This window comes from Lysinibacillus sp. NPDC097868, assembly GCF_044761135.1.
Classification (GTDB): domain Bacteria; phylum Bacillota; class Bacilli; order Bacillales_A; family Planococcaceae; genus Lysinibacillus.
Map to the genome: position 1 here is coordinate 1301725 of NZ_JBIWBS010000001.1, position 14491 is coordinate 1316215.

Annotated in this window: 18 protein-coding genes and 2 pseudogenes; 16 read left to right on the forward strand and 4 right to left on the reverse strand. The window is 34.0% G+C overall.

Going from position 1 to position 14491, the window contains the following annotated elements; all coding sequences use genetic code 11:
• Positions 1 to 28 precede the first annotated feature (28 nt).
• The 3 genes from ACIQXJ_RS06320 to ACIQXJ_RS06330 all read left to right on the forward strand — a co-directional run bounded on the left by ACIQXJ_RS06320 (position 29) and on the right by ACIQXJ_RS06330 (position 2737).
• Positions 29 to 172, forward strand: a complete 144-nt coding sequence (locus ACIQXJ_RS06320) for a structural protein (RefSeq protein WP_403051006.1) — start codon at positions 29 to 31, stop codon at positions 170 to 172.
• A gap of 567 nt (positions 173 to 739) precedes the next feature.
• Entirely contained in the window at positions 740 to 1639 is a 900-nt protein-coding gene (locus tag ACIQXJ_RS06325) for a hypothetical protein (protein ID WP_403051009.1), read from the forward strand.
• An 831-nt stretch (positions 1640 to 2470) separates the two neighbouring features.
• A complete protein-coding gene (locus tag ACIQXJ_RS06330; RefSeq protein ID WP_403051012.1) occupies positions 2471 to 2737 on the forward strand; it encodes a hypothetical protein in 267 nt (88 codons plus the stop codon).
• Between the two features lie 801 nt (positions 2738 to 3538).
• On the opposite strand, the gene ACIQXJ_RS06335 is transcribed toward ACIQXJ_RS06330, so the two are convergent.
• Both ACIQXJ_RS06335 and ACIQXJ_RS06340 read right to left on the reverse strand, forming a co-directional pair.
• On the reverse strand, positions 3539 to 4048 hold the full coding sequence (locus ACIQXJ_RS06335; protein WP_403051015.1) for a DUF3231 family protein: 510 nt from the start codon (positions 4046 to 4048) through the stop codon (positions 3539 to 3541).
• 122 nt (positions 4049 to 4170) lie between these two features.
• A complete protein-coding gene (locus ACIQXJ_RS06340) occupies positions 4171 to 4479 on the reverse strand; it encodes a hydrolase (protein WP_403051018.1) in 309 nt (102 codons plus the stop codon).
• A gap of 228 nt (positions 4480 to 4707) precedes the next feature.
• Here ACIQXJ_RS06340 and ACIQXJ_RS06345 point away from each other — a divergent pair, with 228 nt between their 5' ends.
• The 4 genes from ACIQXJ_RS06345 to ACIQXJ_RS24100 all read left to right on the forward strand — a co-directional run bounded on the left by ACIQXJ_RS06345 (position 4708) and on the right by ACIQXJ_RS24100 (position 6692).
• Positions 4708 to 5061, forward strand: coding sequence for a hypothetical protein (locus ACIQXJ_RS06345; RefSeq protein WP_403051021.1), 354 nt, complete (start codon positions 4708 to 4710; stop codon positions 5059 to 5061).
• A 502-nt stretch (positions 5062 to 5563) separates the two neighbouring features.
• The gene (locus ACIQXJ_RS06350; protein ID WP_403051024.1) at positions 5564 to 6163 is read left to right on the forward strand and encodes an undecaprenyl-diphosphatase; all 600 of its coding nucleotides are present in this window, start codon (positions 5564 to 5566) and stop codon (positions 6161 to 6163) included.
• Positions 6164 to 6340: 177 nt separating this feature from the next.
• On the forward strand, positions 6341 to 6586 hold the full coding sequence (locus tag ACIQXJ_RS06355; RefSeq protein WP_403051027.1) for a hypothetical protein: 246 nt from the start codon (positions 6341 to 6343) through the stop codon (positions 6584 to 6586).
• Positions 6587 to 6623: 37 nt separating this feature from the next.
• The gene (locus ACIQXJ_RS24100) at positions 6624 to 6692 is read left to right on the forward strand and encodes a hypothetical protein (RefSeq protein ID WP_483869686.1); all 69 of its coding nucleotides are present in this window, start codon (positions 6624 to 6626) and stop codon (positions 6690 to 6692) included.
• Between the two features lie 101 nt (positions 6693 to 6793).
• Here ACIQXJ_RS24100 and ACIQXJ_RS06365 read toward each other — a convergent pair whose 3' ends face one another.
• Both ACIQXJ_RS06365 and ACIQXJ_RS06370 read right to left on the reverse strand, forming a co-directional pair.
• Complete coding sequence (locus ACIQXJ_RS06365) at positions 6794 to 7048, reverse strand: hypothetical protein (RefSeq protein ID WP_403051030.1); 255 nt, start codon at positions 7046 to 7048, stop codon at positions 6794 to 6796.
• A gap of 874 nt (positions 7049 to 7922) precedes the next feature.
• Positions 7923 to 8357, reverse strand: coding sequence for a hypothetical protein (locus ACIQXJ_RS06370; protein ID WP_403051033.1), 435 nt, complete (start codon positions 8355 to 8357; stop codon positions 7923 to 7925).
• A gap of 290 nt (positions 8358 to 8647) precedes the next feature.
• Between ACIQXJ_RS06370 and ACIQXJ_RS06375 the strand changes: the two genes are divergently transcribed.
• From ACIQXJ_RS06375 to ACIQXJ_RS06415, 9 genes and pseudogenes are all read left to right on the forward strand, one after another.
• Positions 8648 to 8974, forward strand: a complete 327-nt coding sequence (locus ACIQXJ_RS06375; protein ID WP_403051036.1) for a hypothetical protein — start codon at positions 8648 to 8650, stop codon at positions 8972 to 8974.
• Between the two features lie 181 nt (positions 8975 to 9155).
• Positions 9156 to 9362 (forward strand): helix-turn-helix domain-containing protein, encoded by a 207-nt coding sequence (locus ACIQXJ_RS06380; protein ID WP_403051039.1) that lies wholly within the window; start codon positions 9156 to 9158, stop codon positions 9360 to 9362.
• Positions 9363 to 9517: 155 nt separating this feature from the next.
• Positions 9518 to 9655 (forward strand): annotated as a pseudogene (locus ACIQXJ_RS06385) (DNA-binding protein); the annotation flags it as partial.
• Between the two features lie 496 nt (positions 9656 to 10151).
• Complete coding sequence (locus ACIQXJ_RS06390; RefSeq protein ID WP_403051042.1) at positions 10152 to 10508, forward strand: hypothetical protein; 357 nt, start codon at positions 10152 to 10154, stop codon at positions 10506 to 10508.
• Between the two features lie 340 nt (positions 10509 to 10848).
• A complete protein-coding gene (locus ACIQXJ_RS06395) occupies positions 10849 to 11445 on the forward strand; it encodes a TetR/AcrR family transcriptional regulator (protein WP_403051045.1) in 597 nt (198 codons plus the stop codon).
• A 27-nt stretch (positions 11446 to 11472) separates the two neighbouring features.
• Complete coding sequence (locus tag ACIQXJ_RS06400) at positions 11473 to 12129, forward strand: CPBP family intramembrane glutamic endopeptidase (RefSeq protein ID WP_403051048.1); 657 nt, start codon at positions 11473 to 11475, stop codon at positions 12127 to 12129.
• Between the two features lie 477 nt (positions 12130 to 12606).
• Positions 12607 to 12984, forward strand: a complete 378-nt coding sequence (locus ACIQXJ_RS06405; protein ID WP_403051051.1) for a hypothetical protein — start codon at positions 12607 to 12609, stop codon at positions 12982 to 12984.
• 3 nt (positions 12985 to 12987) lie between these two features.
• Positions 12988 to 13281, forward strand: coding sequence for a hypothetical protein (locus ACIQXJ_RS06410; RefSeq protein ID WP_403051054.1), 294 nt, complete (start codon positions 12988 to 12990; stop codon positions 13279 to 13281).
• Positions 13281 to 14488 (forward strand): annotated as a pseudogene (locus tag ACIQXJ_RS06415) (PBSX family phage terminase large subunit). Before ACIQXJ_RS06410 ends, ACIQXJ_RS06415 begins: the two are co-directional and overlap by 1 nt.
• Positions 14489 to 14491 lie beyond the last annotated feature (3 nt).

A 14491-nucleotide genomic window follows, 5' to 3' on the forward strand; every position in this document is an offset into this window, starting at 1 on the left:
TTTATTTTGCTCTGAAAAGTGAGTTTCGGTGGTCTACCCTTTAACAGAAGGTGGCCGAGTACAATCACAAGCCGATTTACCTGTAGAAGAACAGGCTAGTAAAACTGTTCGGCTAACAAAAGTATGGATGTCTTCTCTTGATACTAGGCTTCGTAACTCTCATCGCAAGTGAGATGGCTGAAAGCTGATAAAGACGGCTTTACCATTATGGTAAGTGGAAATCAAAAGCTCCTAGACTTTTGGGCATTGCATTCATGAATATTCAGTGCTGGTGTCATCGATTTACTTGGTAAACGGTAAATTACCTAAATATAAACGTGTAAACAGGCGTTTACCAAAGCTTACAAAGAAGTGAAGCCACCAATTGTGACAGTACCATTCATGAGCTTTGAGGGTTGGAGAAAGTAGTTTAGTGGTGAAAGGAGAGTAAAGTTTGTTTGAGCATAACTAAGTTTTCGAAATAAAGCTTGATAAAAATCACCTCGTTATTTTTTCTTAGAGATGATTTTATTTTTAGGTATTTATCTAAAAATTGAATTGATTTTGGTGGGTAAGCAATATGCAATGAAGAAAGAATCTGAATGTATAGTATTTAAACTTATGTATACTAAACTTTTTTCAGGGAAAACATAGGTTAAAAATCTTATGAAAATTAAACCAATATTTTATATAATAGGAAAAATAGGTTACATTTGATTTTTAATTTAATATAGTTGGGATATTCACTGGAGGTATATATATGTTTTTTAAAAGAAAACCGAAAATAAATGAAAAGACAATCAAGGAACTCTTACGGAAATTGGAAACAACATATACGAATAAGGAAATCGAACAATTGTCGAAAATATTTCATCCAGACAACCGTGATATCTCCTTTTTAAATCACTTTTCTCTCATGATGAACTTTCAAATTTACAATATTACATCTGAAATTCTCAACCTCGAAGTATTGGAGATGAATGAGGAGGTGGCAAGTTTTACATATACGCGGAAACATATGTTTACATGTATAAATAAAGAGGATGAAAACGGGACAAACCCGAACAATATATCCAGCTACTATGTCCAACTTAAGGTAGAAAGTAAAACAATATGGATTATGAAGTATGCAAGATATAGTGAGCTTTTTTTGGATCTTGAAGGAAAAATTCTACCGGATGAAAAGGCGGTTGTACCACCCGGAGCCGTGTACTTGGACAATATGAAGCGCTTTATTGATATTATCTATCTTGAGCATTTTAAGCCAGCTACCTATCTTACATATACCGATAGTGAGTTCATCGGCTACTATCCTGAAGCGGAGCGCTTTACCTATTGCACATCGGAAAAGCTTACCTTTGATTACTTTCAAAAGATGGAGGCTGCCTCGATAGAAGAGCATACAAATGCGTATATAGAGGGAAATACCCTGGAATATAGTGATATCCTGATGAAGGAGGAGAATTACTCTATTATTGAATCAAAATTCAAGGGGAGCACCGGCTTACAGCATGAACTGGTTTTGAGCATGCTTGCCCCGGATGGGTTCTTTATAGTCCGTTTCTTGAAAAGCCACAACGCTCCTATTGAGGAAGAATTGCGCTATCGTCTAATCGAACAGATGAAAATCGCTACGGCACACCTTGACATTTCCGTTTGATCGGCTGCCATTTTTTAAGAGAGAGGAAATTATAAAGTCATCTTAAGTTACCTTTATTGTCGAAAGGTTCGAGAATAATATTTGAACATGGTTATGAATTGTTTTTTTACATTACAACTGAACCCAATATTGAATAAAATACAAAAAGTAAATTGGCTTGAGATTGTGAAGAACAGTTCTTAAACTAACGGAGCAATGTAGTTTAAGATTATTTGTTAATTACTGATGGATGATTTACTTAAATTGGAACTTCTATTCATGCCTAGCATATTAAAGCAAAGGGACTGTGACAGTTGAAAGAGATACATATAAAACGGAATCATTAAAAGGAGAAATGAAGTGAATATTTATTTAGTAATATTACCAATGATTAGTATGTTGTTAGGTTTGTATTTAGTGTGTCTGGGACTCTGGGAATTAAGACTTGGTATAGATAGAAAAAGATTTATAACCTTCTCGTTTACAGGGCTATTTTTGATTTTTATATTACCGAATATGTTTGGGTTTCTTCAATTTAATTTTTAATAACTTTTAATAAATACCTTTCCGCTATCTGAAATAACGGGTCCTTTACTTCTATAATAAGTATAATATTTTTCTACTTAAACTAACGGAGTAGGTTAGTTGGAGAGCTTTTCATTTAGCAACTGTAAGTAACTAAAGCAAACCAGAAATAGTTTGAGCAAGTAAATGATGAACAGTACTTGGAAATAAATAAAGTAAAAAAGTATTAGTTTTATTTAATCCGTATAGGTGCAATTCTAGAGAAGAAATTGTGCTCCTTCTTTAATAAGCTGGCCAGTTTGTTAAATAGTGAACAGGGGGGATATGATGCAATTTATGAAGAAATATGGCTTTTTAATATTTACTATAGTTATTACATTAGTAGGTTTTTTTGTATTAAGGTTTAGTGTTGATCTGGGAGCAGGTGCAGCTAATGCATATTTAGATTCTATGGTTGGTATGGATACGGCTGAGTTCCATTCCATTCAGTCCAAATATATAATATCAAATATGATTGCAGGTGGAATTCTATTGTTTTTAGGATTAATATTTCTGTTTTTCTCCGTCTATAGACTTTCCAAAAACAATAGCTAGGATATTCAACATTCGGACGCGGTTGTTCCTTTTTAACTTATGGAGGATTTAATGCAAAAGGGATTTATAACGTATCTGTCAACAACTACCAAATGAAAGTTTGGAAATATACTAATAAGCCACGATTGTTATTAAATTAATGTTTCGTGGTTTTTTTTATGAAAATTATTTATAAGTGTTTTATACACCTTATTTAAAAGTCAGTAATAGCACCACATGGCAAACGTCTAATATTAACAAACCAACGACTGATTTTTTGTGGACTTAAATCTAAATCCTGATTAATAGAGGGAGGTTTTTATATGCACTTTTAGGGTTAGTCATAATTAATAAAAGTTTCGATTATAAAAGTGATGATAAAAGATACTTTATTAAATCTATATGCACTGGAATATTTGTATTTCTACTATCTATAAGTTTTGCTGCTTATAAATTTTTATTTTTGTAAGTTTTGTTGATTATAATTATAAATATTCTTCTAAGAGAAATAAAAAAGTGTTGTAGTGGAGATTTCTAAAAAAAGTATATTTAAAAATTAAAATAGGATTTTTAGTACCTTTTATATAATTTTTTGAAAAGCTAACCGAAAAAATGGGTAGATTGCTCATTTGCGCTCTTGATCTTTTTTTCTTGTTTTTTTACCAGTAGACGCCCATTCATACAAAAATATAAAGAAAAAAGTATTATGCTATCCTTTAATAATTTATATTAAGGGAGTAAATATTATGAATTCGATCTGCTTATGGAAAAATAATAACCCCAGTTTTAAACTGGGGAGTCGGTTTGTCAGGTAAATAAATATTATTTTTCTGGATAATCTACGTGTAATGGTGGTGGAACTAACCAACCTTTATTTTTATTAAGACGTAGTAGTTTAGCACCGATTAGAGCTTTTGCTGCATGGAATTGACCATACATTAAAGCAATATCTTCTCTAGTTGATGTGCCCATTGCCTGACTGCATGCTACTAATCCAGCAGCTAAGTCTACTGACAGTGCAGCGCTTATTTCTGGATCATTAAACTTTGCGCCTGCAGGAATATCTTCCAATCTTGCTACAGGTCGTTCAGGTGGTGCAGGAGGTAAACCAATACCATTTGTTTTAAGTATTTTTTCTAATTGTTTTACTTCATCTCTGCAAAGCTCAATTATATCTTCAATAATTTTTTTAAGATCTTCATCACCTGCGTGATTATAGAACGTTTGATAGCCAGCAATCATGCCGTAGTCCGTCATTAAACCTGTCCAAACACTAAATACTTCACCATAATGCAATGGTTCATCTTTTGGATTTCCACCAAGAATACCCATACTTACACATCCTTTTCTTATTTTTGGCTAAAGCATGGTTAGTATGGGTGAAATATTAAAAATAATTCATATGAAAATAAGGTTACTGAACAATTTAAGGAAGGAAACAATTATAACTTAGATTAGTCTGCTTCAAATCGAATAGCTTGAATATCTTGGCAATCTACGGCAATTGTTGAACCAGGTTCTGTTTCTGGATCATTAAAGAATGCACAACAATTATTTTGATCAAAGGTAATAAAAATAACATCTTCTATTACTTGACCACCAAATAAGAAAAGATCAACTTCAGTCTGAGTTTGTAAACGTTTTAATTGATTACAAACACAACCTTTACAGCGATTAGTATCTTTCTCATGATGGCTCTCATTATCATCACAAGAATAGCACTTTTTCCGCATATTGTGTGTAGCCTTTCTGTTAATGCTCATTTTCAATCCTCCTTCCTAAAGTAATCTTGACCTACTTTGTTAATTTATGGTTTGAAAATATAACTTGTTTTGCAATTGTCTAGTAAGTATTGTTTTTGTTTTACAAAAAAAGAAAATGGTTAATAGACCATTTTCTTTTTTCGTCAAAGTATCTCATAGGAATTTGGGTAAAGGAATGCTCGTTGAATACGACTTGCATGATGAAGGAGCAATTGTATCATTGAGAGTTTGCCTAGCAACAAAAAGGAACTTTATTTTCGTATTACAGCTTTAGGTCGAGAGGTTTGCTTATTCCATCATGCACTTCATCAAGAAATTGACACAAGTGTTCATCAATTTTTACAGCAATACGATGAAGAAGCATTACAGACGACACTAACTATCTTAACAGACGCCATGCAGACATCTTGGCTTTCTTTAGAGATCAAGGACGAAAAATGTTCTCGACAAGCAACACCTCTTGATGATGTATCTCGTTCCACTTCAGATATGACTGAATTAGCATCGACGCTGCAACTATTAGATGGAAAAAACTTAAAAAAAGCCAAAAGTATACTTCGAACTATATTTTTTGAAGAATAAATTTATTTAATATAAAAATGTTGTTCAACAATGTGGCTCGATAGTGGAACAAAAGGAACAGATGTAACAAAAAGAACAAATGTAAAACATGTACAATAGTTTGTGATTGAAAATTTGTATTGTAAACTCGGAGGTAGGTTCGGTGCGTTAAAGGTTTCTTCGCTTAGTATTTATAAAATCCTAAATATTAGAAATAGACAGACCGACGACCAACCAGCGCTTCATAAACTTGTTCGAGCCAAGACATACATGGCAGGAACATATTTTTAAATGAAAAGGCAAATAAAATAACATCTACAAAATAAAACCGTTCGCTTGTATGTGAATGTCAGAAACCAAGCAATTGAGGCTACTAAATTGGTAGTCTTTTTTTAATCTTAAAGAGTCACAAGTCAAGGTGACAATAATGTTAGATACCATTATTAATTGTCACCTTTTTCAATGGTTTAAAGATATATTTTTGTTTAACATAGCTCTATAAAGCTATAAAGGAGAGAGTGTCTTGAATATATCGGCAATAAATAATGACTTATTCAGAATGCTTAATAGTCTCGGGAAAGAATTTCAATTCTTCAATTTACCAATGATTATTATTGCTGAATACACAGTTGTTTTCTTAGCTACTTTTGTTATTTTGTTCTGGTTTACCAAAGATAAAGAAAATAAAATAATGCTCATCTGCGCAAGTATGGCTTTCGTATTGGCTGAAATTATAGGGAAATTTGCTGGATTATTGCATTTTAATCACCAACCATTTGCTGTCCTTTCGAATACAAATCAGTTGATAGAAAAAGCAATAAATAATTCTTTTCCAAGCGATCATACCATATTATTTTTTTCATTCTGTATGTCCTTTTGGTTGTTTAAAAAAGGTAAATGGATACTCTGGATTTTGCTTGCAATCTTAGTCGGAGTTTCGCGTATTTGGGTAGGAGTTCATTATCCTTTAGATGTTATTGTGGGTGCTATTATTGGAATTACTTCTGCAATAATAATTTATTTCACAGTTCCAAAATTGAAGCTAATAGGAAATGGAATTACTAAATATGAATCCATTGAAAAAGGTATCAGTAGCAAATTTCATAAAACTAAAAAAATCTAATGTAAACCCAATTAAAAGTCACGTCTAACAAGATGTGGCTTTTCTTTTGTTTTGAAAACTTCCTCAAACAGCCATACAAATAATAATGGACTGGTTTGCGGGTGACCAGGTTTATCAGGAACATTAGATAACGAGGAGCACTGACATGTACTAGTAACCGATAGGGCTGAGTTTGGTGTGATTTTGAGAGCAAGAAGTTATTTTTATTTAGATAACGGAGATATAGTTTCTACACCAGAAATTGAAGCTGATTCTTACAAAGAAGTTTTCGGCACCTTTTATGAAGTAGATGAATTAGGAATGATAAACATTGAATTGGAAGCAGAATCTATATTTATACCTGCAAATAAAATTTCTAGAATTAAAGTTACTAACGATACAGAAGTAGCTGAAAAAATGGGTGTAGGTTTCATATCCTTTTAAAAATAAGTGTGCGTTAAGACCAAGAACTAAGCCAGACATCGACAACTTAGCAAAGGGCATTAAAGACGGACTTAGTAAGGTTGTTGGCATGACGATAGCCAAGTGACGGAGTTGTTTGTTCGTAAGCCCGAGGGAAGAAGTGACGATTGAGTGGTAAATTTGGGGATTAAAATCAAAAACCGGCAAAAAAATCTGCCGGATAAATAATTAATTGACGTTATTTCCAAAACCATAATTTGCTTTAGGGCCAGATGCTCCTTGGAGGTACTCTGCTTCCGCATTTTGAACTTGTTGTCTTACTTGGTTTGCATCAGTCTCAGTTCCGAATTCTACGTTGTTCGTTGAATTCATAAAATTTTGATTTGAAAAAAGACCAGAAGCTTGATTTTTGTTCGCTTCAGCTTGCTGGATTTTTTGTCTAATTTGGTCAGTAGTTTGGTTCTGGTTTCGATTTTTTGACATGGATTTCACCTCCTCAAATTAGTCTGTTCAGAAGAGGTTTTATTATCACTAGGAATTATTATGTAATACTCAGGAAGTTACTGATCTTTACCAACAACACTAGTAAGTGATCCAAAAAGAATCTTATATGAGGGTCACTGGACCAGAGTGACCCAAACCAACAAATCAAGAGGTGTCAAACTAAGAAACTAGCTTAACACTACTATTTATATGATTGGATTACTATGTTTGTATAGTTCATAGCCTTTGAAAAAGGAAATAAAAAAGGCTATAACGGCGAGGTCGTTATAGCCCAAGAAAAGTGTGTGATAGTGACACATCTATCTTTACCACGTTGTATTTAATTTTATACATTAAAAATAAAAAAAGGATCACCTCAATTAAGAAAGTGATCAAAAAATGAAAACTAAGAGCCATGTGAAGTGCCAATTCTAAAGATTGGCCAGAGTGATATATCTTAAGCAAATTACAGGACACTGTATTCTATGCAGTGAATAAAGGTCTGGTTAGGCGCTTCATGCATTGAATTTTTTACATCAAAATAAAAAGGGATCACTTTAAATTACAAGTGATCCAGGAATGGGTTGCTAAATTCCCAAGATACAAGGAGTCATTGGGCAATGCAAGATATCCAAGGCATAACAGGAGTGATTTATCTATAAAAAAATCACGATACACTTTTATGCTAAGGAATAAATAGCGATAGGGTTAGGCGGTAGTTCATTATATAAAAAAAGAGGGAGGCTGTGACGGTCAACCAACGCCACAGCAAGTGCGTGCGATACACTCAATAATAATTTGTGAAGATTAAGGGGAAATATACATCTTAAATCGGTGCAGCACATTATGAAAATGTTCAGTCAAAATTTGTGAGTTAATTAGTAAATTTAGATAACTTTTCAACTTCTTCAGGAGTAATGTGTTTAGCCTTATATGAAATGACGGCCTTATTTGAAATCACTTTATACTTTTCTGAAGGTAAACCTGGTGGTATACGAAAAGTGATGTTAATTAATTTATGCGGTGGATTGTGCGCACCTTCAAATGAAATAACCCTTAAACTAACGTCATAATAGTCATTTTCCCTATTTCTTTCAATCTTTTCGATTCTTCCAAATTCGAATAATTGATTATCACCGTATGAGGTCATTGTTTCAAGAATTGGTATACCTAATTCGCGTAAAAAGGCTAACTCTATCACACTCGGTGGTTGATCTTGAGGGAAATATTCTGTATCGGATTTAGCAAAAGCAGAATTTATGAGGAGAAGGCTCATTAAAAGTAACGAGATGATAATTATTTTTCGCATCTAAACAATTCCTTTTAGTATTTTTCTTGTTATTTACGAAATCCAAAATTTTATGCGTTGTTAAATATTTAGCTTACTGAATAATTTGCGGATATAACGAAAAAAGAGCGATTAAAACATCGCTCTAAAGAATTCGTAAAATCCTGTTTTCATTGGTATTGCCCAAACAAAGAAACCAAGTAGGGCAATTGGGCCAATAAAGAAATTATATATCTTTGTCGGCAAGATTTTTCCGAATAACGTTTTATAGATTGCTACGCATACTACCATTACAACCGGCAGTAAAATCAATGGTGGTATCAAAAATAACAGATGGCGCTAGCGGTAACACATATGATTACTCGAATCACCATCAAGGAAGTGCATCTCAACAAGCAAAGGGAAATAATATGCCCCTACCTACTAATGCACAAGAGGCTGGCGCTATTATAGTGACATTTGGAAAGCACCAAGGGAAGACGCTTGGACAAATATGGCGAGAGGATTTACCTTACACCAAATGGTTGGTGAGTAGCGAAAAGACGGATGAAGCAATCCGTGAAGGTATTGGATTGATGCAAGTTGCAGCTGCTCAACAGCAAGCTCACCAAAAGATGCAACAACAACAGGTAGGGTAAATGTATAATGTACCACACAAAGTCCTTCTGCCTGCTTGGATCTTCGAGCAGGCGAAGGATCCAAACGAAATGAGATGCCTAGTAGTGGAATATATGAAACGCTATCCAGACTATCGAATTATCGAAATAAGCGGTAGTTTCGTAGTCTGTGAGCGGGAACAAGCCTTTTTAGGAGGTAGTTATGATTAAAATTCGATTTTTCATTTTATTGGCCGAACGTAGCCTAAAAATACGAGACATTCACCAATGTACAGGTATTCCTATAATTACACTTAGAAATCTGTATTATGGACGTTCGAACAGCATCAAAATAAACGATTTAAAAGCGATATGTAAGGTTTTGAAATGCGATGTAGGTGACATTTTACAATACGTTCAGGAGGGCTAAGTTGCTTGAACTACGAAGGTTTAGAGGATGATTAGTCGATGGACAGTAAAACTTGTCATTTCTTGCGCTTACCCGGGAAATTAATTTTTATATCCTAACTGAAATACCACATTTCTACTAACATTTTAAAACAAAAAGAGGAGAGGCGAGGGCAAATGGGCATTATCCGAGTAGCTAAAAACAACAACTATGTAGTGATGAATCGTACAGCATTAAATGACAGCCGTCTATCTTGGAAAGCTAAAGGCATTATGGCTTATATGCTTTCTATGCCAGATGATTGGGTCACTTTTTGAAATGATTTAGGAGGGCAAATTAACTGACTCACATTTGAAATACTAGATGTCATGCAATAAGTGGTGAAATCAAAAAAATACCCCATAGCAGGATATTTTTATAAAATAAATTCAATTTTATATTTCCTTCTTTTCGCTTGAATTTCACAAGCTCATCAGTAGGTTAAACCTATAAGAGGGAATGGCTTGGTTTAGAAAGACAAAGATAGTGATGATAGAACCTAATAAATTTAAGAGAAATGGGATTTTGGACATAATATCCACTCCTTTAAGTTCAGTTAAAATGCAAGTAAGTACAAATGTAGGAATCAATATGCCTGTCATCATCAGTAATGGTAAGCCACTCCCATTAGACACTAAAGTGTTTCGACATATTAATTATAGCACGATCCATTGAAATAATACATTGTTTGGAAAATAAATTGCTCGAATTGGATTATGCTATTTAAGCCTTCTCGTTAGCATTATACCACAGCTTAAGGGGGCTAACCTAATGGGCAAACAAGTGCAAATTAATGTAACGAAAGAGAATTTACTGCAGTGGATTAAGAATTATCATTGGATGGTTAAGACAATTGAGGAAGCTAGACAGCCAGTAGCAAATGTCGATAGTAATAGTTACATTGGTGCAAAAATAGCAATGTACGGAATTGAGGCAATATTACCTAAGGCAAGCGGAGGTACTAGTGATCCTGTATTTATTAAGGTGCAACGACGATTGTATATAAATAACAAACGAATTCAGGAGTATGAAAGTAAGGTAATTGAGGTACAAAAGCGAATTCCATATGTGATTGGCGCCAGGGAGATAGAAGTGCTTCATATGTTACTAGATGGGGATAGTGGATAGTATGCGAGCTATTGGTAAACACATGAGTTTGTCTAGTACGACGATATTTAGAGTAAGAAATAATATTTTGAGTCAGATGATGAAGTAGCCAATGAGCTACTTCTATTTAATAACATTCGTTCAACAATCGGGCAATTTAATGGAGCAATTCTATATTTACTCATCCCGTAATACCATTATTAGTACGGAAATATCTTTCTTTCGATATAGGAATTCCCCGCTAGATAAAGGGAATTATCATTCTATATTTTACCATTAAATGAAAAAGTTACTTGACAGTTTAGAGCACTCTATATTATTTTTATATTGACTGATTAATCAATCAAAAAGAGGTGTTATAATGCCAAGAACCGAAACTCAAAATTTAGAACTACGCGAGCAAAGACGTGAAGAAATATTAAATGCTGCATTAAAGGTATTTTCAAGAAGAGGAATGGTTGCAACAAAAATCAGTGAGATAGCTAAAGAAGCCAACTTAAGTCACGGGCTAATGTACCATTATTTTAAATCAAAGGAAGAAATATTTACGCTTTTAGTCCAACGTGCTGCGAAAAGTTCTGTTCAGATTATAGAAAAGGCACGTCATCAAGAAGGCACACCATTAGGGAAAATTAAATGGATGACAGATCAGATTCTCCAAAGTTTATCGGAGGGGAAACAAATCTTATTATTTTTAATTATGATACAAGCTAGTACATCTGACACTATACCTGAAGAAGTGAAGCAACTTTTAACTTCAAAGGAATTCAAATCGCCAGTTAGTAGCTTATTACCTCTAATTATAGAGGGACAACAGTGCAATGAAATTATTCAAGAGAATCCACTAAAACTAGCCGTCAGTTACTATGCTTTTATTCAAGGTTTTGCCATTAATAAGTTGCAGTGGGCTGAATGTCCAATTCCAGAAGCTGAATTGATCATTAAAATATTTAAATAATTTTTTAGAGAAAGAGGTAATTATTATATGAGGGTACATAATCAAAATATGAAATTTTGGTGTTTGTTCACTTCACCTTTTTTCATTATATTATTAGGCTTTTTAACAGCAACAACTTTTACCCATTTTATTGGTGAATGGGCTTGGATTCCACTAGCGATAGTATATTGGAGTTTGCTTGGTCTTTCTATTTGGACTTTTAAAGGCAACAAAAATTTAGGTGATTGGTTTCAAAAGTCAAAGAAGGCTCCTTTTTGGGTAACAATAACAATGCTATTCGGTATGTTTCCATTAACAATTCTTATAATGAATTATCATATGTTTAATTCAATTTGGTTGATTTTCTATTGGCTCCTATTTGCACTAATTAATCCTTGGTTTGAGGAATACTATTGGCGAGGTGTCCTATTCGATGGCTTATTAACTAAATTCCCTAAATGGTTTGCGATACTATATACAACTATACTGTTTGTTATTAGCCATCCATTATTGTGGGGAGTATTTTCTTATGCAAATAAGTCTTATCATTTGTATATCTATTTATCAGTAGCAGGTATCGTGTGGTCAATTACATATCTAAAAACCAAAAGTTTACGTTTTGTTATTTTATCTCATTTAATTGTAGATATAGGGAATTTGAGTGTTCTAACTTTCTTAAATATATACCTACCACCTACAATGTAATAAATATTCTTTTGTTGTAAACGTTCTACAGGGAAAGCGAATTTTTGAAGATTAAATCTGTTTATTTCAATATATGATCTTTAAGAAATGAACGCAATTGTGGAACAAAATGAACAAATGGAACAAATGGAACAGATGTAACAAAAAGAACCAATGTAAAACATGTACGATAGTTTGTGTTTGAAAATTTGTATTGTAAACTCGGGGGAAGGTTCGGTGCGGTAAATGTTTCCTCATTTGGTATTTATGAAATACTAAATATTAGGGAAAGATAGACCCACGACCGACCTGCGCCTCATAAATTGGTTCGAGGCAAGACATACATGGCCGGCCCATATATTAAAAAAGATTAGGTATCTTAATTAATATAAAGGCCTAAAAATCGGAATAAGGAGTGGTTATCATGTGAACTTCGTCCACTTTCCATAATTCAGTCAAACTTACTATGAAATAAAACTTGGTACATTAAAGAGCCGTATGAGTCGTGAGAAATGGTTGAGGGATGCAACCAAAACAGCTAAGGTTGCAACTATTTTTAGTGAGGATGCAACCGACAACGAGATAGAGACAGAAAGTAGAAACCGCGGTGCACCAATAGGAAACAACAATGCAAAAGGAAATAAAGGCAATGCAAACGCTTCACCTCCGAAACGAAACACAAATGCACTAAAACATGGCTTCTTTCAAAAGTTCCTACCAGAAGAAACATTCGAAATCATGGAGGCAATGAACGAACGTTCTCCAGCCGACCTAAACTGGGATCAAATACAAATCCAGTATGCTGCGATCATTCGAGCTCAACGTATTATGCATGTTGAATCAAAAAACGAAATCATAAAAGAGCCCAAACGATAGAAGGTGCAAGGGGGTAAAAATCCTTCTCACGAAACGGAATACAACTTTCAATTTGCATGGGAGCGTCAGGCGCAACTACTCAATGCTCAATCAAGGGCAATCGGGGAGTTGCGTTCTTCTATTCGTCAGTTTGTGGAGATGGCAGATATGGATGATGAACGACGATTGAAGTTAGAGCAAATGCAGTTGAATCTTGATAAGACGAAACTTGAAATCGATAAAATCCAGTCTGGAGACACTACAACACAGGAAAGTGAAATTGCTAAGATGTTGCGTAAGATAGCAGGTTATGAATAATGACTGAACTTACTCCAAGTCAAAAAGAGGTCATGGATTCATTTATTCTAGAAAATCCTAAAATACTACTCGCCAGTGGTGCAAAACGTGCAGGGAAAACGTTCGTGTTTATTCTGCTTTTTTTAATGCATATTGCTAAATATGAGGGGCAAGGATTGTCTTTTATTATAGGTGGAGCTACGCAAGCAAGTATTAGACGTAACATATTAAATGATATGGAAGTCATTCTAGGTAAAGAGTTAAAGCTTAATAAATCAAATGCAGTTTCTGTTTTTGGCAACAAGATATATTGTTTTGATGGAGCTAATTCTGATACGTGGAAAAAAGTGCGCGGTTTTACCTTGACAGGAGCTCTACTTATGAAGGAACAGCACTTCATGATTTATTCGTCAAAGAAGTTATTTCACGATGCTCATATCAAGGGGCTCGTATATTAATTGATACCAATACTGAGAATCCAGCACATAGTATTAAAACGGATTACATTGATAAAGATGTTCAGATGTTAGATAACGGCCGTTTAAATATCAGAGCATTTCATTTTACTTTGTTTGACAATATCTTTCTTGATCCTGAATACGAAGAGTCCATTATTGCTTCTACACCTTCAGGCATGTTTACTGATCGCGACATTTATGGTTTATGGGTAGCAGCCGAGGGCATTGTCTACAAAGACTTTAATGAAGATCGTCATTATATTTCCAGTGAAGAGTTCAATAAACTCAACATCGTTAAATACTTTGCTGCGGTAGACTGGGGATACGATCACTTTGGGGCGATGGGTGTATTTGCAGAAGATGAAAAAAGGAACGTTTATTTATGTGAAGAACATGCTAAACAATATGAAGAAATTGACTACTGGGTAGAAGTTGCGAAGGATATTAGCAAACGCTATGGTAATATTAATTTTTATTGTGATTCGGCACGACCTGAGCACTTAAAACGTTTTTGACGTGAAGGCTTAAGAGCATTCAATGCCAAAAAGAATGTAATATCTGGGATTGAAGAAGTCGCCAAAATGTTTAAAATAGGGCGGCTTTTTATTGTTGAAGATAAAGTAAAAAGATTCAAAGATGAAATATATCAATATGTATGGAATGGTACAACTGGTGAACCAATTAGATTACGGAATGACGTACTAGACATGATTCGTTATGGTATCTACACACATTATCAAAAAGCAATTTTAAAAGGGAAAAATCGATAAGGA